Genomic DNA, 22,535 nt, shown 5'->3' on the forward strand with positions numbered 1-22,535 from the left:
TATATTAGTAAAAAAGAGTATAATAAAGGTAAGTGTCAAAAATTGGGGGAAGGGATATGGGGAGAATAAATATTGTTAAAGTAGAAAACAAAGCTCAGGAAAAAGCGTTTATAAAACTACCAAGAATAATTTATAAAGGTGATGATGCTTATGTACCTAACTTTGATTTCGAAGCTTTAAATACAATAAGGGGAAAGAATAATACTATCAAAGAGAGTGGAACATTTGAGCACATACTTGCATATGGAGATGGAGAACTTTTAGGAAGAGCTACTGTAGGAATAAACAAAGACATCAATGAGGCTAAGGGGATAAAAGAAGGATATATTGCTTTGTTTGAATGTTTTAATAATAAAGAAGTAGCCAAGGAGATATTCGCATATTGTATTAAATGGTTAAAAGATAGAGGTATGAATAGAGTATTAGGCCCATTATCTTTACCAAATGGAGAAGATTATAGAGGTGTATTAATCGATAACTTTCAGGAGCCGACTTTAGTTATGAATACTTATAACAAACCATATTATAAAGAATTATTTGAGGACTTTGGATTTAAGAAGTATTGGGATTGTTATGCTTATAAGTACAATGTAAAAGAGGGATTACAGGAGCGATTTGGTAAGTTGGTTCCATATGCTATGAAAAAATATGGATTCACTGTAGAACCTATTGATATGAAAAATGTTGACAGTGAAGTTGATGATATAAAAACTATAATAGATAAAGCTATGCCAGAAGAATGGATGGAATTTATACCACCAGATGATAATCAAATAAACATAATAAGAAAACATCTAGTGAAAATTGTTGATCCAAAACTTGTTTATATAGCTAGAGATGAGAATGGGGAGCCAATTGGGTTTAATCTTGCTCTTCCAGATTATAATCAACCATTAAAAGAAATAGATGGACGAGTTCTTCCCTTTGGCTTTATTAAGTTCTTAATGAGAAGAAAAAAAATTAACAGAATGAGATTATTTGTTTTATTTGTAATTCCTGAGTATAGAAAAAAAGGAGTTGCAGGAGCTATATATTATAATTGTTTTAGAGCATGTGAGAAAAAAGGATATGATTATGCTGAAGGCTCTACTATATGGGAATATAATGATGTAATGATGAGAGATGTAGTGAAGGCTGGAGCTAAGAAGTATAAGACGTATAGAATTTTTGAAATGGATTTTTAATTAAACACTAAAAAACATAATTGAAATAATGAATGGTTCTGATTAAAGTCGGAACCTACATTATTATTAGAGTTTAAGATATAAATATATTAAGGGGGAATAGATATTTTAAGTGTAATTATTGCTTTAGTATTTCTATTAATTGTTATTATAATAGGTACTATACGTATGAATGATTTAATGAATAAGAAGAGAAAAGATAAAAATTATATGAAGTTAGTGAATAAAGGGACTACATTCCTTAATAATGAACAATATGATGAGGCTATAGAAGCTTATTCTCTTGCAATTAAGTTTGATTCAGAAAAATTTTTAGGTTACAAAGACAGAGGTTTAGTCTATCTTGGGTTAAAAGAATATAATAATGCTGTAAAGGATTTCTCAAAGGCTATTGATATTTATACAGATGACGTAGATACGTATTATTCTAGAGGTATTGCTTTCTCTGAACTAAAAGAATTTGATAATGCTATTGAAGATTTTTCTAAAATTATAGAACTTAATCCACTTAATTCTAAAGGGTACTATGGGAAGGGATGCATTTATAGTAATTTAGAACAATTTGATAAAGCGATTGATGCCTTTTCGAATACTATTAAGCTGAATCCTGGTGATATGATGAGTTATCATTGCAGAGGAGGGATTTATTTTCAATTACAAGAATTCCTGAAAGCTATTAAAGATTTTTCTAAGGTTATTGAAATCAACCCTAAAAGTACTGAAAGTTATAAAAGTAGAGGAGCAACTTATTTTGAACTAGGAAATTTTAATAAGGCTATCTATGATTTTTCTAAAGTTATTGAACTTAACCCAAATGATAGTATTACTTATAATGGCAGAGGTTATGCTTATATACATACAAAACAATTTTCTAAAGCTATTCAAGATTTTTCAAAACTTATTGAAATTAACATTAATAATGAATTAGCTTATAATAACAGAGGATTTGCTTATATTCGTCTTAAAGATTTCTATAAGGCTAAAGAAGATTTAACTAAAGCTATTGAACTAAAGCCTAATTTAAACAAGGCTCATAAAAATTATGCTCATTTATTAATTAAAATTGGAGATAACCGATTGGCAGAGGAACATATAAATAAAGCTATTGAATTAGATTCAAATGATGGAGACTCATACATTATTTTAGGTGAGATTGATTTAATTAAAAATAACAATGAAGATTTTTACAAAAACCTAGAGATGGCCTTTGTAAAAGGCATATTTTTTGATGATTATTTTGAAGATGAAATTTTTGATAAGGTAAAAGGTAATGAGCGATTCAAAGAGTTAATTAATAAATATAAAAAGCGGTAACTTGATGAGAATATTTTGTATTGTAACTATTATAAAATACGGATTAAGGGAACCATGAGTTCCTTTTAAATCATGATATTATCGATATTATTTTAAAACAGAGCCTAATCATATTGTTCTCTGAACAATATGATTAGGCTCGTTTCATTTACAAAATCACTTAATCCCCATGTTTATCCACGGCAAAGCTGGATCTTCAGTAAAGTTTGAAACATTATAAAGGAATAAAACTTCGTTAATGCTGTTCTCATTAATATATTCCTTTAAGTTAACCTTATAATATCTAGGGTCTACCACATGTATCTCTTCGTAATGGGCTGATAAAAAAGGAATAAAGCAGTGAGCATATGAATCCTTTATTAACATTATTTTTTTATTATTTTTTTTATTAGTAGTTATTTTAAGTAGAGGATTATTTCCATTTAAAAAAACTGTATATTTATCTTTTTTATCTAGATTTTCATTAAAGTAAAAATTATCATAGGTTTCTGTTTTATTATTAAAGGTGATTTCAATATCTTCAAATGCATTATGGTAAAAAGTTATAATTTCATCAGGTGCTATATGGGTATTGTTAGCTTTAGAAAATAATGTTCCATAAAAGTTATCTGTTAATGTTTTTATTTCAAAATCTTCTAGGTTTATAGGTTCCAAACCTTTACTTTCCATAAAAGATTTGTATCCATAATATGCGCCGAGCATAGTCCAGTGGTGATCAGTTTTAAAATAAAGATATTGATCTTTATTTTCTAGAAGATAGTCCATAGGATTTATAAAATTAATTTCATTTTTAATCATTGAATTAACATATTCCATTAGTATCTTTTGATCATAATTAATAGCATATTTAGGTAGCTTATCTTCGTAGATTTTCACTGAGTTTGGAACTAAAAGAAAGTTTATAGGTATGTCACCAATGTAATTTTTAAATGTATTAATACTATCAATATTTTTATCAAGATTCTCTCCAGGTTTCTTAAACTTTTCTAGAAGAAAATCATCTTTTCCAAAATACACATTATTATTATCAATTTTAAGTGAGGCTCTTTCTGTATCAGATTTTATTCCAACCCAAAAGTCCCTAAAAGGAAATTGGTCTTGTATGTATTCATCGAATTTTTCAGTGAACTTTCCTGAAAAAAGAGTCTTTAAGCTGAATTTAGGAAACGCACTTAAATTTCTGTTTTCTAGTTCAGAAAATTTTCTATCTGGAATAATAATGTGAAATAAAAGTCCAATAATCATAAAAATTGAACACATAAAAGTAATAAATCTATTTGATGTTCTACTCAAATTATCACCATCCCTTTTTAGAATCTAAAGTATAGAAAAGGATTGTAGCTCGCATCAACTAGATAAGCAGTTGATAAAAACATTACAAGAAAACAATTAAAGTTAACTACAACATTTTCATACAAAGTGTTAAGTTTTGACCTTTTCATTAAATAATCATGAAGCTTTTTAAAAATAGGTGTTGCAGCTAATATGCTTATAATTAAAATAATTATATTATTAAAGAAGTAGTATACACTTTCATTATCCATAAATGAATTATTGTTTAAAGCAAACATAGATTTAATGTATATTACAACTTGAGACATGTCTTCAAAATAGAATAATACCCATCCTATAACAAGAATTAATAATACATAAATATGACTTAATAGGGGTGAGATTGTCTGAAGAATATCTTTTAATAAGAATCTTTCTAGTGCTATAAAGAATCCAAAGTAAATTCCCCATAAAACAAAGTTCCAGCTAGCTCCATGCCAAAGTCCAGTTAAGAACCAAACAATAATAAGATTTCTTATTGTTTTAAAAGTTCCTGATCTATTTCCACCTAGTGGAATATAAACATAATCCTTAAACCATGTTCCTAATGACATATGCCATCTTCTCCAGAACTCAGAAATACTCTTAGATATATAGGGGTAATTGAAGTTTTCACAAAAATCAAAACCGAATATTTTTCCAAGTCCAATTGCCATATCTGAATATCCACTGAAGTCAAAATATATTTGAAGCCCAAAGGCTATTATTCCAAGCCATGCTGTGATAACGGGGATATCTGTTAAAGTTGAAGTGCTTATTTCACTCCAAAGATAACCAATGTTATTAGCAAGTAAAACTTTTTTTCCAAGTCCAATAATAAATCGTCTTATTCCAGTACCAATTTGATCAAGGGTTTCCTTTCTATCATTTAGCTGATCAGCAATTGTTTGATATCTAACAATTGGTCCTGCAATAAGCTGCGGGAAAAGAGTAACGTATGCAGCTAATGATATGAAATTTTTCTGAACAGGGGCTTCACCTCTATAAACATCTATGGTATACGACATAGTTTGAAATGTATAAAATGATATACCTATAGGTAAGGGGAGGTTAAGAAGCTTGAAACTTGTATCAAAAATATTATTTATATTAAAAATTATAAAATCAGAGTATTTAAAAAATGATAGTAGACCTATATTAATAATAATTGAGGATAATAAAAAAGTTTTTTTAAGTTTTTTATTGTCCCAGTATTTATGAATCAACATTCCGTGAGTATAGTCAACTACTGAAGAAAAAATCATAAGTAGAATATAAACAGGTTCTCCCCAGGCATAGAAAATTAAACTCATTAAAAGAAGAATTAAATTTTTGAATTTTCTTGGGAATAAAAAATATAAGAATAAAGTAACAGGTAAAAAAACAAATAAAAAGGTTAAACTACTGAATACCATATTGCCTCCTTCATGTGCCTAAGTCATAGTAAAAGCCTGCTGATTATTCAGCAAGCTTTAATATTTCTTGATTATAGAGTTTCAACTGACTGAGAATTATTGTAACATTTCATCGAAGATCTTTTCAACCTCTTGAGGCTCATCAGTAACGATGTAGATTAAGTATTTACCTTTTTCTTTAACAATTCTATTTTGTACTTTCTCGTATTGATCAGGAAGGTATTGAGACCAAATCCCTTCTTGATTTTCAGCAGTCTTATCTAAAACTTTCTTTAAATTTTCTACTGAACTTTCATCTTTTGCTTTAAAAACAACAATCATATCTGATTTTACATTTATCATAGAGTATATAGCGTAACCTTCTTCAAGGTCCTCAGTATTAAGTTCCATTGAGTCAATTAAATATTGATTTTCATCGCTTGGTGTTGAAAGATCAGTTTTCATAAGTCGTTGAGCAGTAGGTAACTCTGCAATTTTATCAACCATCTCTTTTATTGAAATATCCTTAACAGTCTCTTTTTGACCACAAGCAGCAAATGAAATCATAACAAATGCTATCATTAAAATACTTAAAATCTTTTTCATATTATTATTCCTCCGTAGTTATATTATCTTTATTTTTTATAGTAAATATTCGTTTGTTATATTTACATAGCTATATACGACATGAAAATATAAAAGTTATATATAAAATTAAAAAAATGGCTATAAGTTTTTTAGGTGATACTTATAGCCATTTTTTAATGGTGAATTTAGAAATTTATTCATTTTTTATGTTTATCAGATTTATCTCTCTTTGGATTTGAGGATGGCTTTTTATTTACCGAATCCTCTTTGCCCTTTTCATGATTGTCTTTTTTATATTTTTTATCTTTTTGTAGTTCATCATCTTTTTTATTATTTTTAGAATCTTTATCATTATTATGATTAATGTTGTCTTTTTTGTTTTCAATAGATGAATCATTATCTTCAGTTGATTTATTATTTTCATTTGAGTCATTATGTTTAACTGAATCATTATTCTTATCTTTAGTTATGTAAGTATCTCTTTTATCTTCTTTTTTATTAGAATTATGTTTCTCTTCTGAGTTATTCTTTATGTTAGTATCTTTATTGTTATGTTCTTTTTTACTATTATCAGTATTTGAATTATCTTTTTTATCTTTAGTTATGTAAGTTTTCTTTTTTGCCCCTTTATCGGGAATACTTCCACTTGAATTCTTTTGAGAGGAAGTATTCCCTTTATTTTCTTGGGTTTTATCCTTGGTTTTAATTGAATTATTCTCATTTTTCGAGTTGAGTTTTTTATCAGTATTTTTATTGTTATTTTTTGACGATTCATGGTCTTGTTTATTATCAATACCTTTAAAAGTATTTTTGTCATCTGGTTTATTTTTATATGATGAATTATTCTTTTTATCATTATTTGATTTATCTAGATTTTTTTCTTTATCCTTTTTATTTTGTTTAGGATTTTTTATTTTATTTTCAGTATCTTTTTTAAAATCATCTTTTTTATCATCTTTAGATGGTTTATCTTTTTCTTTTTTAGGTTTAATTTCAATTTCATTATGAGAATCTTTTTTAATCTTGATTTTAATATGTTCTTCATTTGATTTATCTTCAGAACCTTTAATATTAACATGTAAACCTTCTTTTTCTACTTTTTCATAGAAGTTATCAAGCTTTACTTCAGAATCTTTTTTTCCTGTAAATGTAACATTAATAATTTTACCAGAAGAAATATATTTTTCATTAATGAAATTTTGCTCTTTACTTTCTTCAATAATCATTGAAAGACCATCATCAATTGTTTTGTTCTTTAAATTTGTACTCTGTAAAATTTGTTCACCATCTTGATTTAAAGGAGTAACTTTGATAATTCTATTAAATACATTTCCTTTAAGTTCAATTGAAGGATTGATGTTAACCTCAACTGTAGTTATAGGTGTAAAATAAAATCCTGTAAATGCTCCTAGAAATACAAGAAGGAGCAGTGATGCAGCTAATGAAGCAAATCTTAAGTGTGTATTTTGTTGTATAACTTGACCTGAATAAATCTCACCTATAGAAGGGGCTTTTTTCTTAGACCATACCTTAAAAAACTGACCATCATTTGTAAGAATTGCAGCTTTGTTATTATTAATTTCTAAAACCATACCAGTTCTAATCATTATTATCACCTGCTTTTATATTCAAATATGTTCTAACATGTAAATATTCATCATTAGATAATACAATTATCAATGTTAATAGATAATTACGCCATCTCTCGATGAACTTTCTTTTTTCATTAAAGATTTCTATAATCTTTTTTGCAGGAAGTCTTCTTTTGTTTTTTATATGGTCAACAATAGTATCATCTTTAGCACAGTTGAAAGCTAGATTTAAAAGATGATTTCTAGTGTCTTTATGTTTTGGAGATGAAGATATAAGTATTTCAAAGGAAATATCATATTTTGAAAGTTCCTCTTTTAAAACAGATATTTCATCTGCTCTATTCTTATTTTCCAACTTTTTTTCATGTTCATTTAATGATTGAACTACATCAATATAATCAAAATCTTCATCTTCTTTTTGAAAGGCAAGGTAAGGCGTATTTTTCCTTTTTCTAAAAAAATCATAAATAGAATTCCTTATTACCATTCTTGAGAAAGAATAAAAATTTCCTCTTGTATCTTCATATACGTCACATGACTTATTAAAAGCAATCATAGCGATACTTAGTTCATCGTCATTTTCCCAGCTTAACTTTCTATTACATATAGAAGAAGCAGATTTATATATGAAAGATTTATTTTCCTCAATAAATTTTTCTCTATTTTCTTTTTTTAATTTATCTTTATTAAATTTTAATCTTTTAAATGGTTCTAGTATTACCCCACTGATCAATGAGTAGAGAAAAGACATTAATATCACCTCTATATTTAAGTATACGATATAATCTTAAAGTTTAAGGGGGAATTTTTGTTTTTTTTGCATTCCAATTTAAGGTAAATATATTCCCACTTAATAATTATATCAAGAATTTTTGGTCGTGGTTTAAATTAATGTTGAAAATGTTTGTAAGTCATATATAGATAATAGTGTTGGAAAACGTTGTTAAATAATAACAAAAATGATATAATTTAACATAAATGAAGCTGATTTAGAATTGCTTTCATTTGTGTTGAATTTCCTAAATATGAGAAAGGAGGTAACAGTTATGAGGAGCTTTAAATTAATGTTTCTATTCTGGTGTTTTGGTATGCTGATATTTATGCCATCAGTTTATGCAGATATTCCTAATAAAACAGTAGTACTGGGGGATAAAGCATATAATTTTAAATATGCCAACTCAAAAGAGCATTATCCAGAAATTATTGAACAATTAATGTTAATTGACGATTATCAAATCTATCTTAAAGGGTCTGATGGCAATTGGTATCAAAATTCAAGTGGTAACATTGTTGATAATACAAATATTCCATTTGTAACCTATAAAAATGGGGAGGGGAAAATTACAGAGTATTATCATTATGATGGAGAAGAGTTTAAGTTAGAAGTTATTTCTGCATCATTTCTATCTGATAGTCAAGTGAAAATTATATTTAACAAGGAAGTGGATCAAGCGTCAGCATTGGATAAGAGCATGTATGTTGTGGATAGCAAAATTCTTGGAGACAATGATAGGATTGAATTATTGGATGATAAGAAAACCGTAGTTATAGTTTTGGAAAGTCCATTAGAGTTAGATAAAAAGCATAACATCTATGTTTCAGAGAAAATAAGTGACTCATATCATAATAGTATTGGTTCAGCCTATAAGAAAAATACGTTACTATTGAATGACTTTAGTAAGCTGCAAGAATCAACACTTAACAATGTGGATATTATTGCTACAGAAAAGATTTTTAGTTCAAAAGTGGTTAATGGAGATATTTATTTAAGTGGAAGTAATCTAAAGATTAAGAATTGTACTATTAAAGGTAAAATATTTGTTGATCCAGGAGACGAGGGTAATGTAGAAATAGCTAATGTAAAAGCTGATGAAATAGTTGTATTATCTGGTGGAGAAAATAGTATACATTTAATAGACTCAGAAATTAAGAAATTAAATATTATGAGTAAAAATAAAAGTAAATTAGTGAGGGTAGTATTAGAATCTAATACTAAAATTCTTAAAACATTTATTTCATCAAATGTAATCCTAGATGTAATAAACGGCGAGTTTGGAACAGTGGACATAGAAAATTTTTATATTGATGAAAAAATAGTGGAGTTAAGAGGAAGTTTCAGGGGTTCTATAGTATTACGGGGTAATATTAATTTAAAGGCAGCACATAATGCAAAGATTAAAAAAGTTAAAATAGAACCAGTGAATTTCAATCCTAGAATTAATCTAGAGGGTAACTTTGAATCTGTAGAAGTTAATAGACAGTCAAATATGAGAATTACTAGTGGTAAGGTAAAGAAGTTAATTGCTAATTCAAAAGTAATATTAATAATTCTAGAAGATGCTGTGATTGAATTGTTGGAAGATATCAGGGATAATGCTGAGTTTGAAGGTAAAAGCAAAGGGAGAGTTACTAAGATTAAAGGGAAAGATGATAAATCATCAAGAGATAAACCGCATGATAGTCATGAATATGAAAATGAAAGAAATAATGGAAGTGATTTTGAACACAACAAACCAACAGTAAGACTAAGTAATATTAATGATGTGAGTATCAATGTTGACCAAGAAAAAGCAATTGATTTATCTGTTGATTCAAATGTAAGAATAGAGGTTTCTTCAAGTAATAACGATATAGTAGAGACTGTTATAGATGGTCATACCATTCATTTGATTGGGAAGAACCAAGGACAAGCTTTAATAACTGTAACTGGAAGAAGAAATGGATATAAAAGTAAAAGTACAACATTCAATGTAACAGTAAATCCAAAAGAAATAATAAATCACGTGCCAACAGTAGCACAAACAATAACAGACCAAATAGCTAGAGAAGGTGAAGATGAAATAACTATAGATGTAAGCAAAACATTTATAGATGCAGATGGAGATACACTTACAATAAGTGCAGTGTCAGATAATGAAGAGGTAGCAACAGTAGTAGTAAATGGAACAGAGCTTGTAGTTACACCTGTATCTGAGGGAACAGCTGTAATAAAAGTAACTGCAGATGATAAGAAAGGTGGAACAGTAAGTACAAATTTCAATATGACTGTATTTGAAAACAAAACATCTGTATCTATTGATCAGTTTTTAGGTTATACAACAGTTAAAGTGAAAAATGCTACTGCTGAGGGTAACGATGTAACTATTAAAATAATTGATAAAAGTAACAATAGTATAAAGTACAATGAGCAACTTAAAATTGAAAATGGAGAGTGTAAATTTCGTGTAAGGCTAGAAGCTGGGCGATATGATGTATATATAAATGTTGTTAATAGTGGAGAGATAATTCAATCAACATTTACTGTAATAGGGGAATATGGAAATATTGAAATCTATAAAGATCAAGATGATACAGTAATTAGAATGATATATCCATATGCTGTAATGAATCCAGCTGTTGAGGGAACCACTGTAACTATTAAAATAATTGACGAAAGCAATAATTCCATTGAATACAACGAACAGGGTAAATTTCAGAATGGAGTATGTGAGTTTAGGATAAGACTAGAGCCAGGAGTTTATAAGGCGTATATCAATATAGTTTATTTGAATAAAATTCAAGCTAAAGGGTTTACTATTGATAATTAAAAATAAAAGGAGGGACTGATTGCAAAATCTGCAATTGGGATAAGCATGAAAAACAAATTTCTAAAGCGGATAAGTAGTTTTGTTGCAGCTGCAATGATATTTAGCAATCTTACTTTTATAGGTGGTATACAGAATGTAAAAGCTGATGAAGTAAGTAAGTTAGTAATAAGTCAGTATATTGAGACTAGTTCAGGAACATATCCAAAAGGAATAGAACTTTGGAACGTTTCAGGATCAGATATTGACTTTTCAACAACTAATCTCAGTGTATTAAAAGGCGGAAATGGTGGAGCACCAAGTAGTGTTTTTACTCTAAATGCAGGAAAGTTAGCTTCTGGTGAAGTAATGGTAATAGGTACTAGGGACATGGGGACTTATTTGGATGAAAATGGATTAAGTTCTGTGTTATATGAAGAAAAAACATTTCAATTTAATGGAGATGATTCACTTCAAATAGAGTTAAATGGAGAAATTGTGGATACTTTTGGTACTCCAGGAGAGGATCCAGGAAAAGCATGGAGTGGAAATGGTGTTGAGACAAAAAACACAAATATTCAATTGAAATCTGGAATTACTACAGGGGCTGATTCATTTGGATGGACAGATCCAAGTATAAGATTTGAGAAAGTGGCAGATGGTACAGATTTAACTGGTTTTGGTATTGCACCTGTTACGTCAAATCAAGCTCCTACAGTAGCACAAACAATAACAGATCAAATAGCTACAGAAGGTGAGGGCGAAATAACAATAGATGTAAGTGGAACATTCATAGATGCAGATGGAGATACACTTACACTAAATGTAGAGTCAGATAAAGAAGAGATAGTGACAGTATCAGTAAATGGTACAGAGGTTGTTGTTACACCAGTATCAGAAGGTTCAGCTGTAATAACAGTAACTGCAGATGATAATAAAGGTGGAACAGTAAGTACAGCATTTAATGTAACAGTAAATCCAGAAGTAATAAAAAATCAATCACCAACAGTAGCACAAACAATAACAGACCAAATAGCTACAGAAGGTGATGAGGAAATAACAATAGATGTAAGTGGAACATTCTCAGATGCAGATGGAGATACACTTACAATAAGTGCAGTTTCAGATAATGAAGAGGTAACAACAGTAGTAGTAAATGGAACAGATGTTATAGTTACACCAGTATCAGAGGGAACCACTAATATAACAGTGACTGCTAATGATAATAAAGGTGGAACAGTAAACACAACATTTAATGTAACAGTAAATGCAGCTCAAGCAGCAGATTATTTAACTGTTGAACAAGCACTTAGTGAAGCACAGGGTACAGAAGTAACAATACAAGGTTATTTGGTAGATGGCTTTAACACGCAATATGGTATAAAAGTAGCGGATATAAATGATGCACAAGTAGAAACATATATAGCTGTTAAACTAAATTCTGGAGATAGGGAACAGTTCAACCCTCAGAAGAATCCAGATGCACAAGGTGAAAAAGTAAGAGTAACAGGGATAAGAGATAGTTATTGTGGAGAGGAAGGTATCGTAAGTGTATCATCTATAGAATTTATTGATGATGGTTCAGGTTCTTTATCAGATGAAGAAGCAGTAGTTGGTGCTAAAGCAGCACTTACTTTAGGAAACACAACTTCTGTAACTACAGATTTAAATCTTCCAACAACAGGATTAAATGAAACAACAATAAGTTGGGAGTCAAGTAATACAGCTTTTGTAGCAAATGATGGAGCAGTAACTAGACCAGCCAATGGTGAAGGTGATGCAACTTTAACATTAACAGCAACAATTACTAAAGGAAGTGAAAGTGATACCAAAGACTTTACTGTTACAGTTTTAGAAGAAGGTGCTACACCACAAAATAATACTATAGCAGCAGCAAGAGAAAAAAATGGTGAAATCGTAACTGTAGAAGGTATCGCAACTTACTGTTATACAGATGGTAAAAAGGTATACTTCCAAGATGAAACAGCAGGAATATTCATTTATGATAGTGCAGGTGGATTAACTGTAACAGAAGGCGATAAGGTTCAGGTTACAGGAACAGTAACTTCACATTTTGATGTATTAGAAATAGTTCCTTCAAGTACAGAGGACGTAAAGATAATAAGTTCAGAAAACAGCGTTACACCAGAAGTAGTAACAATTGATGGAATAGTAGAATCAAAAGAAAGTATGCTTGTGAAACTTGAGAATTTAACAATAACAACTATTGATACAAGTGCTGATACAGTATTTGTAGATTCTCAGGGAAGAACAATTACGGCTTTTAAAGCAAGGATAAACAGTAGTATAGTAGAAGGTAATATAGTCGATGTTATTGCAATAGTTGATCAGTTCAAAGGAAACTATCAATTAAAAATAAGAAGTGAAAGTGATGTAACTGCAACTACAGTAATTATGACTGATGAAGAAGCAGTAGCGGGCGCTAAAGCAGCGCTAACATTAGGAAATACAACTTCTGTAATTACAGATTTAAATCTTCCAACAACAGGATTAAATGAAACAATAATAAGTTGGGAGTCAAGTAATACAGCAGTTGTAACAAATGATGGAATAGTAACTAGACCAGAAAATGGAAATATAGAAGTGACATTAACAGCAACAATTACTAAAGGCAATGCAAATGACACTAAGGAGTTTATTATTACTGTTTTAGAAGAAGGTGCTGATCCATATGAAACATATTATACTGATGCATATGGAAAAACTGGAGAAGCGCTAAAAGCAGCTCTAAATGATATTATAGATAATAATAATACAACCTTATCTTATGCTCAAGCATATGATGCTTTAGTAGAAACAGATGAAGATCCAAATAAGCCTGGAAATGTAATATTATTATATACTGGTCGTTCTGTTAATGGACCGGCAAAATATGCTGATGGAGCTGGTTGGAATCGTGAGCATGTATGGGCTAAGTCGCATGGCGATTTTGGTACATCAAAGGGGCCAGGAACTGACATACATCAATTAAGACCAACAGATGTTAGTGTAAATAGTTCAAGAGGACATCTTGATTTTGATAATGGTGGAAAACCTCATTCAGAAGCAACAGAGTGTAATTACGATAGTGATTCTTGGGAACCAAGAGATGAAGTTAAGGGTGACGTAGCCAGAATAATCTTCTACATGGCTGTTAGATATGAAGGTGAACATGGGGAAAAAGATTTAGAACTTGCAGACAGAGTAAATACTTATCCAAATCCTGAGCATGGTAAACTTTCAGTACTGTTAGAGTGGAATAAGCAGGACCCTATAAGTGAATTTGAAATGACAAGAAATAATATTATATATGAAAAATATCAGCATAATAGAAATCCTTTCATAGATCATCCAGAATGGGCAGATGAAATATGGGGAGAACCATCTAACATTACAGATGAAGAAGCAGTAATAGCTGCTAAAAATGCATTAACATTAGGAAATACAACTGAAGTAACTTCAAATCTAAATTTATCAACAATAGGCTCATATGACACAATAATAAGCTGGGATTCAAGCAATAAAGCAGTTATAGCAAATGATGGAACAGTAACTAGACCAATAAATGGTGAAGGAAATATAAGGGTAACATTAAAAGCAACAATAACTAAAGGAAATGCAAATGATACTAAAGACTTTACTGTTACAGTTTTAGAAGAAGGGGCTACACCACAAAATAATACTATAGTAGCAGCAAGAGAAAAAGTTGGTGAAATCGTAACTGTAGAAGGTATCGCAACTTACTGTTATACAGATGGTAAAAAAGTATACTTCCAAGACGAGACAGCAGGAATATTCATTTACGATGAAAATGGTGGATTAAATGTAGAAGAAGGAGATAAGGTTCAGGTTACAGGAACAGTAACAGCACATTTTGATGTATTAGAAATAGTACCATCAGGTATAGAGGATGTAAAGATAATAAATTCAGGAAACACTGTTACACCAGAAGTAGTAACAATTGATCAAATAGTAGAATCAAAAGAAAGCATGCTTGTGAAACTTGAGAATTTAACAATGACAACTCTTAATACAAGTGGAAATACAGTATTTGAAGATTCTCAAGGAAGAACAATTACGGCTTTTAAACCAAGAATAAATAGTAGTATAGTAGAAGGTAATATAGTAGATGTTATTGCAGTAGTTGACCAGTTCAAGGGAACTTATCAATTAAAAATAAGAAATGAAAGTGATGTAATTAAAGTAGGAGATGGAGACGGAGGTCATCCCCAACCTGGTGAAATAACAAAGATTAGCGAAATACAGGGAAAAGCACATATATCTCCATTAGTAGGAGACAAAGTTAAGATAAAAGGTATTGTAACAAGCGTGGTAAACGGACAATATGATAAAGGTTTCTATATTCAAGAAGTTATTGCAGATGATAATGACAATACATCAGAAGGTATTTATGTAGATTATTCTGGAATTACAAGCATTGGAATTAAAGCTGGTGACTTGGTAACTGTAAATGGTAAGGTATATGAAGAAAAACTTTATCCATTCGATAATCAACTTTCAATAACATATATAAAGAATGCTAGTGTAGAAATTGAATCAACTGGTAATGCTTTACCAGAACCAATTATTATAGGTGATAATGGAATTATGCCACCTAAAGAAATAATTGAAAATGATAGTTTTAGTAAATTCCAGCCACAAGAGGATGCTATTGATTTCTATGAAAGTTTAGAAGGAATGCTTATACAAATAGATAATGCAGTTGTTGTAGCCTCAACTGATAAATATGGACAAATAGTGGTAATGCCGGAAAATGGTAAAGATGCAGTTAATGAAAGAACAATTCATGGTGGTATAATGATAACTGCTGAAAAGACTAATCCAAATACAATTATGATTGATGATGTAATTATTGAAAATGAGCCATCGGTTAATGTTGGAGATAAATTCAATGATTCTGTTGTTGGTGTAATGAGTTATGGTTTTGGGATGTATAAGGTATACAATACACAGGTATTGCCAAGTGTTACAAGTGCAGGATTACAAAGAGAAACAACTTCAATTGAATTTGATGAAGATAAATTAACGGTTGCTTCATACAATATTGAAAATTTCTCAGCATTAACTGACACTGTAAAGGTAAATAAAATAGCAAACTCAATAGTTAATAATTTAAATAATCCAGATATAATTGGGTTGATAGAAGTTCAAGATAATAATGGAGACAAAGATGATAGTATCACAGATGCATCTAAAAGCTACCAAACACTTATAGATGCAATATCAAGTAAGGGTGGACCACTATATGCTTATACAGATATAGCACCTGTAGATGATCAAGATGGTGGAATACCAGGTGGAAATATTAGAGTTGGATATATATATAGAACTGAAAGAGTTTCTTTAAAAGAAGGAACAAGTGGAGACGCTACTACAGCAGTAGGCGTTACTAATCAGGGTAATTTAACACATAATCCAGGAAAAATAGTGCCTAATGACGCAGCTTTTGAAAGTAGCAGAAAAGCGCTTGCTGCAGAGTTTGATTTTAAGGGTAATGAAGTAATTGTTATTGCAAATCATTTCTGTTCTAAGAGAGGAGATAATGGATTATTTGGAGATGTACAACCTCCAGTTAGAGGTTCAGAGGTACAGAGACATGCACAAGCACAAATAGTAAATGATTTTGTGGATTCAGTTTTAGCAAAGAATTCAGATGCAAATGTTGTTGTTTTAGGTGATTTAAATGATTTCGAGTTCTCTGAGACTGTAAATATTCTTAAAGGTGGAGTAATGCACAATATGATAGATTCACTGCCTAAAAATGAAAGATTTACTTACGTTTATTCAGGCAATTCTCAAGTACTAGATAATATACTTGTAACTAATAATTTAAAGGATACTACAGAAATAGATGTAGTGCACATTAATGCTGAATTTACAGAAGAACAGGGAAGAGCAAGTGACCATGATCCTGTACTAGCTCAGATAGCTTTTGATTCAGATACAACTATCCCTGAAAAAGATATAGAAATAAAAGATGTTATAATTATGGATATAAATGGTAATGTATTAACAGAAATTAAACAAGGCGCAACTGTAGTAGTTAAAGCAAATATAAAAAATAGTACAGAAGATTCTGCAAATGGAACAGTTATTGTAAAACTAACTGACAGCAAGAATAAAGTAATAGGAATAGGATTTATAAAAGACACTGAATTGAAAAAACAAATTATGAATGAATATGCAATAGGATTTACATTAGACAATGAAACTTTAGGAAACTGTAAAGCTCAGGTTTATGTATGGGATGGATGGGATACTATGAACCCATTATCAGAAGCAGTTACTATTGACTTTGTAATAAACTATTAATAGTATGTATTACTTGTAAATGAAAAAAGGATGGTGTGTGAACACCATCTTTTTTCTTATATTCTCAGTTTATAATTCTCAACTCTCAGTTCCTTTTAGCGAATGTTTTACATGTCATTAAATTTTTTTTATTTTACCCCCTCAAATTTTCATATTTTACTCGTAAATATAAGTATAAGGATAATTTGATTATCAAAGGAACTTAAGGAGGAGTTAATTATGAAAAAAGCAGCAGCTATTTTATTAGCTATATCAGTATTGTTTAGTCAGGGGTATACAATTGCTAGGGCTGATAATGATGGAACAACTCAGATAGAGCAAAATATAACAGCAGAAGAGACTACTGCAACTGACGAGGAAACTGTTGAAGAAACAAATAGCCAGGACGCAGAAAGTGCTGAAACAGAAGAAAATATAGGGGAAGAAGTAACAGAAGAAGCGACTGAAGTAGAAAATGAAGAAGTAGAAAGTGGAATTTTACCAGATAATATTCTTTATGTATTTGATAAATTAGTGGAAGATATTAAATTGCAATTAGCTTTTGATGATGAATCAAAATTAGAAGTTATAAGTAGCATAATCCAAGAGAGATTAGCAGAAATTGAGGCTCTAGAAGGTGAAGAAGATACACAAGAGCTTATAAATAAATTAGTTCAAGACATTGAAGAAAAGATTGAAATGATAGATGAAACTGTAGAGGAAGCAACAGAAGGACAAGCAACAGAAGAAGCAACAGAAGAAGAAGCAACAGAAGAAGAAGCAACAGAAGAAGCAACAGAAGAAGAGGTAACTGAAGAAGAAACAACTGAAGAAGAAGCAACTGAAGAAGAAGCAACTGAAGAAGAAGCAACTGAGGAAGAAACAACTGAAGAAGAAGCAACTGAAGAAGAAGCAACTGAGGAAGAAGCTACTGAAGAAGAAACAACTGAAGAAGAATCAACAGAAGAAGATGCAACTGAAGAGGAAACAACTGAAGAAGACGAAGTTGACGAAGAAATAGATGAAGAAGAAATCGAAGAAGAAAATGAAAAGTTAGACATTTACAATAAGATTCTTTCAAAAATTTTAGAAAGAATTGAGAATGCAGAAGGTAATGAAAAATTAGAAGCTGTTTTCCAAATGCAAAGAGAGAAACTTGAATCTGTTAAGGAAATGGTTGAAAAGAGACATGAATTAAATTCAACAAGACAGCAACTTAAAAAGTCTGAAAATGAAATTAAAAAGATTGAGAAAAACCTTAAGCACCAGCTTAAGAAAAATAATTTAACTGAAGAAGAAAAGGCATTAATTGAAGAGAAAATCACTAATCTTAATGAAGAATATAAAAACATAAAAGAAGAATATAAAAACGTTAAAGAAGAAATGAATGAAGCTTTCCAATATAAAAAGGACATAAATAAAAAATATAGAGGTAAAAAATCATTTATAAAAGATGAAGAAGTTAAAGAAAAATTAGAAGAGGTACAAGAAGAATTAAAAGAAGAGTATGAAGAAGTAAAGGAAGAATATAAAGAGGCTGTTGACGAAATTGAAGAAGATAAAGAAGAGCTAAAAGAACAGCTTGAAGATGAAGATTTAACTGAAGAAGAAGAAATTAAGATTAAAGAAGAAATGAAAAAGCTTTATGAAGAGAAAAAAGACTTAGAAGAAAAAATGAAAGAATATACACATAAAGTTAAACAAAGAAAAGAAGAATATATGAAAGAAATAAAAGAGAATGAAGAAGAAATCAAAAAAGAGTATGAAGAAAGATTGAAGAAAGAAGAAAAAAGAAAAGAAGAATATACGAAAAAAATGAAAGAGAAACAAGAAGATAGAAAAAAAGAATATGAGAAAAAAAGAAAAGAGTATGACAAAAAAAGAGAAGAAATGAAGAAGAAAGAAAAAGATAACAAAGGGAAATCTAAAAAGAGATAGTGAATGGAAGCACAGGTGAAGTGGACAAACTATCATATAGTGATTGTCAATAGAGATAATATGTGAAATATAGTATAAAAAGGCACAAAGTTCTTATTTAAGTAAGAACTTTGTGCTTTTTATTCTTAGTGTTCTCTTCGCAATATTTTTTTTATTAATATTTTAAGTTTACTAGAATATCTTTTCTCACACACTATGCTCCCACAATGGGGACAATTGTCATATTTTGGAGGAACATAGCGACCGCACTTGCTGCAATAAATATATTTCATTGGGATCCCTCCTACTATTGATTACCAATATTTTACTATTAATATAAGCAAAAAGCAACTGAATTGACAGTGTTTTTGAGTAAAACTGAATTATATTTTTGAATAGAAGGGAGAATAATTTATAAATAAAAGAAATAGAATTGAAAGTGAGTGTAGTTATGAAAAATAATTTCATGGAACAATTATATCTTGATAAGGTAAGGGAAAGAGTGATTGATGGGTCATATATATATGGAAATGGAAAACAAATGCTTAATATTGTTTGTGAAAATTTAAATATGGATAAATATATAGCTAATGATATTGAGAAAAAAATACTTAATGAGTGTATAGATACTATGGGGAATAAAATGAGTTTATCATTTACAGAAAATGAAATAAGTAAAATGTTGTTGTTAAATAATGATGAGAGGATAGCTATAAATTTAAATTCTTTGAGAGAGATAAAGATGAGAATAGATGCCAAATATTTGTACATAGGAAGTTTATATGAGTGGGAAAAGCCTATAGTAGAGATAAAAAAAAGAAGAAATATATTTAAAATACATATAGATAGAATTATATATAAAGATAAGATTATAAAAATTAAAGACTTAATACTGCCAATAAATATAGTACAAGGGATTGATGCAAGAGTACATATAATGAGCAATAATAATACAATGGAAATAGCTTTTAAAGAAGTTGAGATTGCTAATGAGATACGAGGATTGTTAAGAACTCTACATAACAGAAATAAAATAAAAAAAATACAAAATGTTATTGACAATGATTATCATTAGCAGTATAATAAAGTCATGATAAAGAACAAAACATACTAATATCCTTAATAAAAATCGCATTTTGACCAGATGCAAAGATAACAAGTAACATAGAGTAATGGAATTTATACCTCCAGAACAAATTAAAAGGCTTTGATATAAAAGTCTAAGTGACATAAGAAATGATAAAATTGAACAAATTACCTTTGATAACTTCACTGACCATGAAGTTTAATAAAAAAAGGTAGAAAGAAATATATTACCTAATATTGTTGAGGTAATGTAATATCCTCCCCAAAAGAACGGCTGACCACCGTTCTTTTGTTTTCTGTAAAATTAGAAAATAAAGAATTTTTAAAAGATATGGATATTGTTATTGAATTAACAATCCTAAAGTGTTACACTATTCTTGGAAATTATTATATATGAAGGAAATTATCTTACGTTTTCATAAAGACAATAAATTTTTGGAGGTGAAAAGCTTCAAAATATATTGAAGCTGAATATATGGTTACTATAGAGATTTGTGTTGGTAGTGCATGTCATTTAAAAGGTTCTTATCATGTTGTTAATAGACTTCAGGAAATAGTTAAGGTTAAATCATTAGAGAATGAAGTTGAGATTAAGGCTGCTTTCTGTTTAGGAAGATGTACTGAATCGGTATCTGTTAGAGTCAATGATAATAAAATTCACTCCGTTTCTCCAGAGCAGGTGGATGAGTTTTTTGAAAAAGAAATATTATCTTTACTAAGATAATTTTTTTATGGATACTTGTTAAAAAAATAACCATTTAATCAGGGCTATAGGAGGAAGAAGTTATGGGGAAGGGAAGCAATGTTGAGTTAATGAAATTTGAAAGTGATGTTCAACAGATAAAATATGATGTTTTGAAAGAAGTGGCTAGTGTAGCATTTCAGGGTATAGATTGTGATGTAAATAAGATTGCAAAAAAGATGGTACCAGGTCCTAAACCTATAAGTAGATGTTGTATATATCACGAGAGAGAAATTATTAGAGAAAGAGTGATACTTGCAAATGGTGGGGATATTGGGAATGAGAATATAATAGAGGTTATTCCAGCGGCATGTGATGAATGTCCTATAGATAGATATAAGATTACAGAAGCTTGTAGAGGGTGCTTGTCTCATAAATGCGCTAAAGCATGTCCGTTTAATGCTATAGAGATTGTTGGTGGAAGACCAGTGATTAACTATGATTTATGTAAAGAGTGTGGTAGATGTCAAAAGGCATGTCCGTATAATGCCATTGCTGATATACAGAGACCATGTATAAGGGCATGTGGAGCAAAATCTATTTCAATAAATGATGAAAAAAAAGCTGTTATAGATAATTCAAAATGTGTCAGTTGTGGACAATGTTCACAAGCGTGTCCATTTGGAGCGATAATGGATAAATCACAGATAAGTGATGTTATAAAAGATATAGTGGATGAATCAAGACAGCATAATATATATGCAATAATAGCTCCAGCAATAGCAAGTCAGTTTACTTTTGCTAATATTGGACAAGTAGTTAGTGCTATAAAGAAAGTGGGATTTAATGATGTTGTAGAGGTTGCACTTGGGGCAGATATTATTGCAGAGCATGAAGCAAAAGAATTTGCAGAAGTGATGGAAGATAAAGAATTTATGACAACATCATGTTGTCCAGCATTTGTTGAGTATATTACAAAGAATTATCCAGAGTTAATTGATAATATGTCAACATCTGTATCTCCTATGATAGCAACAGCTAGATTGATAAAGGATACAGATAAGAATGCAAAGGTAGCTTTCATAGGACCATGTATGGCTAAGAAGATGGAGGCAAAGAAAAGTGATATTGAAGATGGGGTAGATTATGTTTTAACATTTGAGGAATTACTAGCAATGCTTGATGCTGCTGATATAAATGTTAAGGAATGCCCTGAGGCACAACTAAATAATGGTTCTTATTATGGAAGGATATTCGCAAGAAGCGGAGGGGTAACAGAAGCCATAATACAAGCTATAAAGGAATATGACATACAAGGGGAATTTAAGCCTATTAAGTGTGATGGTTTAAAAGAGTGTGACAAGGCATTGAAAATGGCAAAGATTAAAAGGTTACAGGGGAACTTCATTGAAGGTATGGCCTGTGAAGGTGGATGTATCCACGGTGCTGGTTCAATCTCATTTGGACCAAAGAGTAAAACTATTGTAGATCAATATGGTGACAAGGCTATTGAAAAGAAAATAAAAGACTCATTGAGAATATTCAATATAGATAAGATAAAATTGCATAGGAAACATTAACTTCTCCTGAAG

The 22,535-nt window shown here is 29.9% G+C and carries 13 protein-coding genes; 8 read left to right on the forward strand and 5 right to left on the reverse strand.

Annotated features, from left to right (window positions below):
• Positions 1 to 56: 56 nt before the first annotated feature.
• The gene (locus KDK92_RS08655; RefSeq protein WP_250858834.1) at positions 57 to 1,184 is read left to right on the forward strand and encodes a GNAT family N-acetyltransferase; all 1,128 of its coding nucleotides are present in this window, start codon (positions 57 to 59) and stop codon (positions 1,182 to 1,184) included.
• 180 nt (positions 1,185 to 1,364) lie between these two features.
• The gene (locus KDK92_RS08660; RefSeq protein WP_250858835.1) at positions 1,365 to 2,498 is read left to right on the forward strand and encodes a tetratricopeptide repeat protein; all 1,134 of its coding nucleotides are present in this window, start codon (positions 1,365 to 1,367) and stop codon (positions 2,496 to 2,498) included.
• A 156-nt stretch (positions 2,499 to 2,654) separates the two neighbouring features.
• On the opposite strand, the gene KDK92_RS08665 is transcribed toward KDK92_RS08660, so the two are convergent.
• From KDK92_RS08665 to KDK92_RS08685, 5 genes are all read right to left on the reverse strand, one after another.
• Positions 2,655 to 3,791, reverse strand: a complete 1,137-nt coding sequence (locus KDK92_RS08665) for a DHHW family protein (RefSeq protein WP_250858836.1) — start codon at positions 3,789 to 3,791, stop codon at positions 2,655 to 2,657.
• A 17-nt stretch (positions 3,792 to 3,808) separates the two neighbouring features.
• Positions 3,809 to 5,224, reverse strand: coding sequence for an MBOAT family O-acyltransferase (locus KDK92_RS08670; protein WP_250858837.1), 1,416 nt, complete (start codon positions 5,222 to 5,224; stop codon positions 3,809 to 3,811).
• A gap of 96 nt (positions 5,225 to 5,320) precedes the next feature.
• The gene (locus KDK92_RS08675) at positions 5,321 to 5,809 is read right to left on the reverse strand and encodes a DUF4358 domain-containing protein (protein WP_250858838.1); all 489 of its coding nucleotides are present in this window, start codon (positions 5,807 to 5,809) and stop codon (positions 5,321 to 5,323) included.
• Positions 5,810 to 5,988: 179 nt separating this feature from the next.
• Positions 5,989 to 7,398 carry an anti-sigma-I factor RsgI family protein gene (locus KDK92_RS08680; RefSeq protein WP_250858839.1) on the reverse strand — a complete coding sequence of 470 codons (1,410 nt, stop codon included), beginning with the start codon at positions 7,396 to 7,398 and terminating at the stop codon, positions 5,989 to 5,991.
• Positions 7,391 to 8,134 (reverse strand): sigma-70 family RNA polymerase sigma factor, encoded by a 744-nt coding sequence (locus KDK92_RS08685; RefSeq protein ID WP_250858840.1) that lies wholly within the window; start codon positions 8,132 to 8,134, stop codon positions 7,391 to 7,393. Before KDK92_RS08685 ends, KDK92_RS08680 begins: the two co-directional genes overlap by 8 nt.
• Positions 8,135 to 8,429: 295 nt before the next feature.
• Here KDK92_RS08685 and KDK92_RS08690 point away from each other — a divergent pair, with 295 nt between their 5' ends.
• The 6 genes from KDK92_RS08690 (at position 8,430) to KDK92_RS08715 (ending at position 22,523) form a co-directional block, all read left to right on the forward strand.
• A complete protein-coding gene (locus tag KDK92_RS08690; RefSeq protein ID WP_250858841.1) occupies positions 8,430 to 10,970 on the forward strand; it encodes an Ig-like domain-containing protein in 2,541 nt (846 codons plus the stop codon).
• 45 nt (positions 10,971 to 11,015) lie between these two features.
• A complete protein-coding gene (locus KDK92_RS08695; protein ID WP_250858842.1) occupies positions 11,016 to 17,279 on the forward strand; it encodes an immunoglobulin-like domain-containing protein in 6,264 nt (2,087 codons plus the stop codon).
• Positions 17,280 to 17,498: 219 nt separating this feature from the next.
• A complete protein-coding gene (locus tag KDK92_RS08700) occupies positions 17,499 to 19,196 on the forward strand; it encodes a DUF5667 domain-containing protein (protein WP_250858843.1) in 1,698 nt (565 codons plus the stop codon).
• 430 nt (positions 19,197 to 19,626) lie between these two features.
• The gene (locus KDK92_RS08705) at positions 19,627 to 20,250 is read left to right on the forward strand and encodes a hypothetical protein (protein ID WP_250858844.1); all 624 of its coding nucleotides are present in this window, start codon (positions 19,627 to 19,629) and stop codon (positions 20,248 to 20,250) included.
• A 486-nt stretch (positions 20,251 to 20,736) separates the two neighbouring features.
• Positions 20,737 to 20,985 carry a (2Fe-2S) ferredoxin domain-containing protein gene (locus tag KDK92_RS08710; RefSeq protein WP_250858845.1) on the forward strand — a complete coding sequence of 83 codons (249 nt, stop codon included), beginning with the start codon at positions 20,737 to 20,739 and terminating at the stop codon, positions 20,983 to 20,985.
• 62 nt (positions 20,986 to 21,047) lie between these two features.
• A complete protein-coding gene (locus KDK92_RS08715; RefSeq protein ID WP_250858846.1) occupies positions 21,048 to 22,523 on the forward strand; it encodes a 4Fe-4S dicluster domain-containing protein in 1,476 nt (491 codons plus the stop codon).
• Positions 22,524 to 22,535: the final 12 nt, after the last annotated feature.

The sequence above is a fragment of the Oceanirhabdus seepicola genome (genome assembly GCF_023684385.1).
In the GTDB taxonomy this organism is placed as follows: Bacteria; Bacillota; Clostridia; order Clostridiales; family Clostridiaceae; genus Oceanirhabdus; species Oceanirhabdus seepicola.

Bases quoted from the DNA above. Each gene is read 5' to 3' on its own strand.
- KDK92_RS08655 (WP_250858834.1), top strand. From the start codon at position 57: ATGGGGAGAATAAATATTGTTAAAGTAGAAAACAAAGCTCAGGAAAAA.
- KDK92_RS08660 (WP_250858835.1), top strand. From the start codon at position 1,365: ATGAATAAGAAGAGAAAAGATAAAAATTATATGAAGTTAGTGAATAAA.
- KDK92_RS08670 (WP_250858837.1), bottom strand. From the start codon at position 5,224: ATGGTATTCAGTAGTTTAACCTTTTTATTTGTTTTTTTACCTGTTACT.
- KDK92_RS08675 (WP_250858838.1), bottom strand. From the start codon at position 5,809: ATGAAAAAGATTTTAAGTATTTTAATGATAGCATTTGTTATGATTTCA.
- KDK92_RS08680 (WP_250858839.1), bottom strand. From the start codon at position 7,398: ATGATTAGAACTGGTATGGTTTTAGAAATTAATAATAACAAAGCTGCA.
- KDK92_RS08685 (WP_250858840.1), bottom strand. From the start codon at position 8,134: ATGTCTTTTCTCTACTCATTGATCAGTGGGGTAATACTAGAACCATTT.
- KDK92_RS08690 (WP_250858841.1), top strand. From the start codon at position 8,430: ATGAGGAGCTTTAAATTAATGTTTCTATTCTGGTGTTTTGGTATGCTG.
- KDK92_RS08695 (WP_250858842.1), top strand. From the start codon at position 11,016: ATGAAAAACAAATTTCTAAAGCGGATAAGTAGTTTTGTTGCAGCTGCA.
- KDK92_RS08700 (WP_250858843.1), top strand. From the start codon at position 17,499: ATGAAAAAAGCAGCAGCTATTTTATTAGCTATATCAGTATTGTTTAGT.
- KDK92_RS08705 (WP_250858844.1), top strand. From the start codon at position 19,627: ATGAAAAATAATTTCATGGAACAATTATATCTTGATAAGGTAAGGGAA.
- KDK92_RS08710 (WP_250858845.1), top strand. From the start codon at position 20,737: ATGGTTACTATAGAGATTTGTGTTGGTAGTGCATGTCATTTAAAAGGT.
- KDK92_RS08715 (WP_250858846.1), top strand. From the start codon at position 21,048: ATGGGGAAGGGAAGCAATGTTGAGTTAATGAAATTTGAAAGTGATGTT.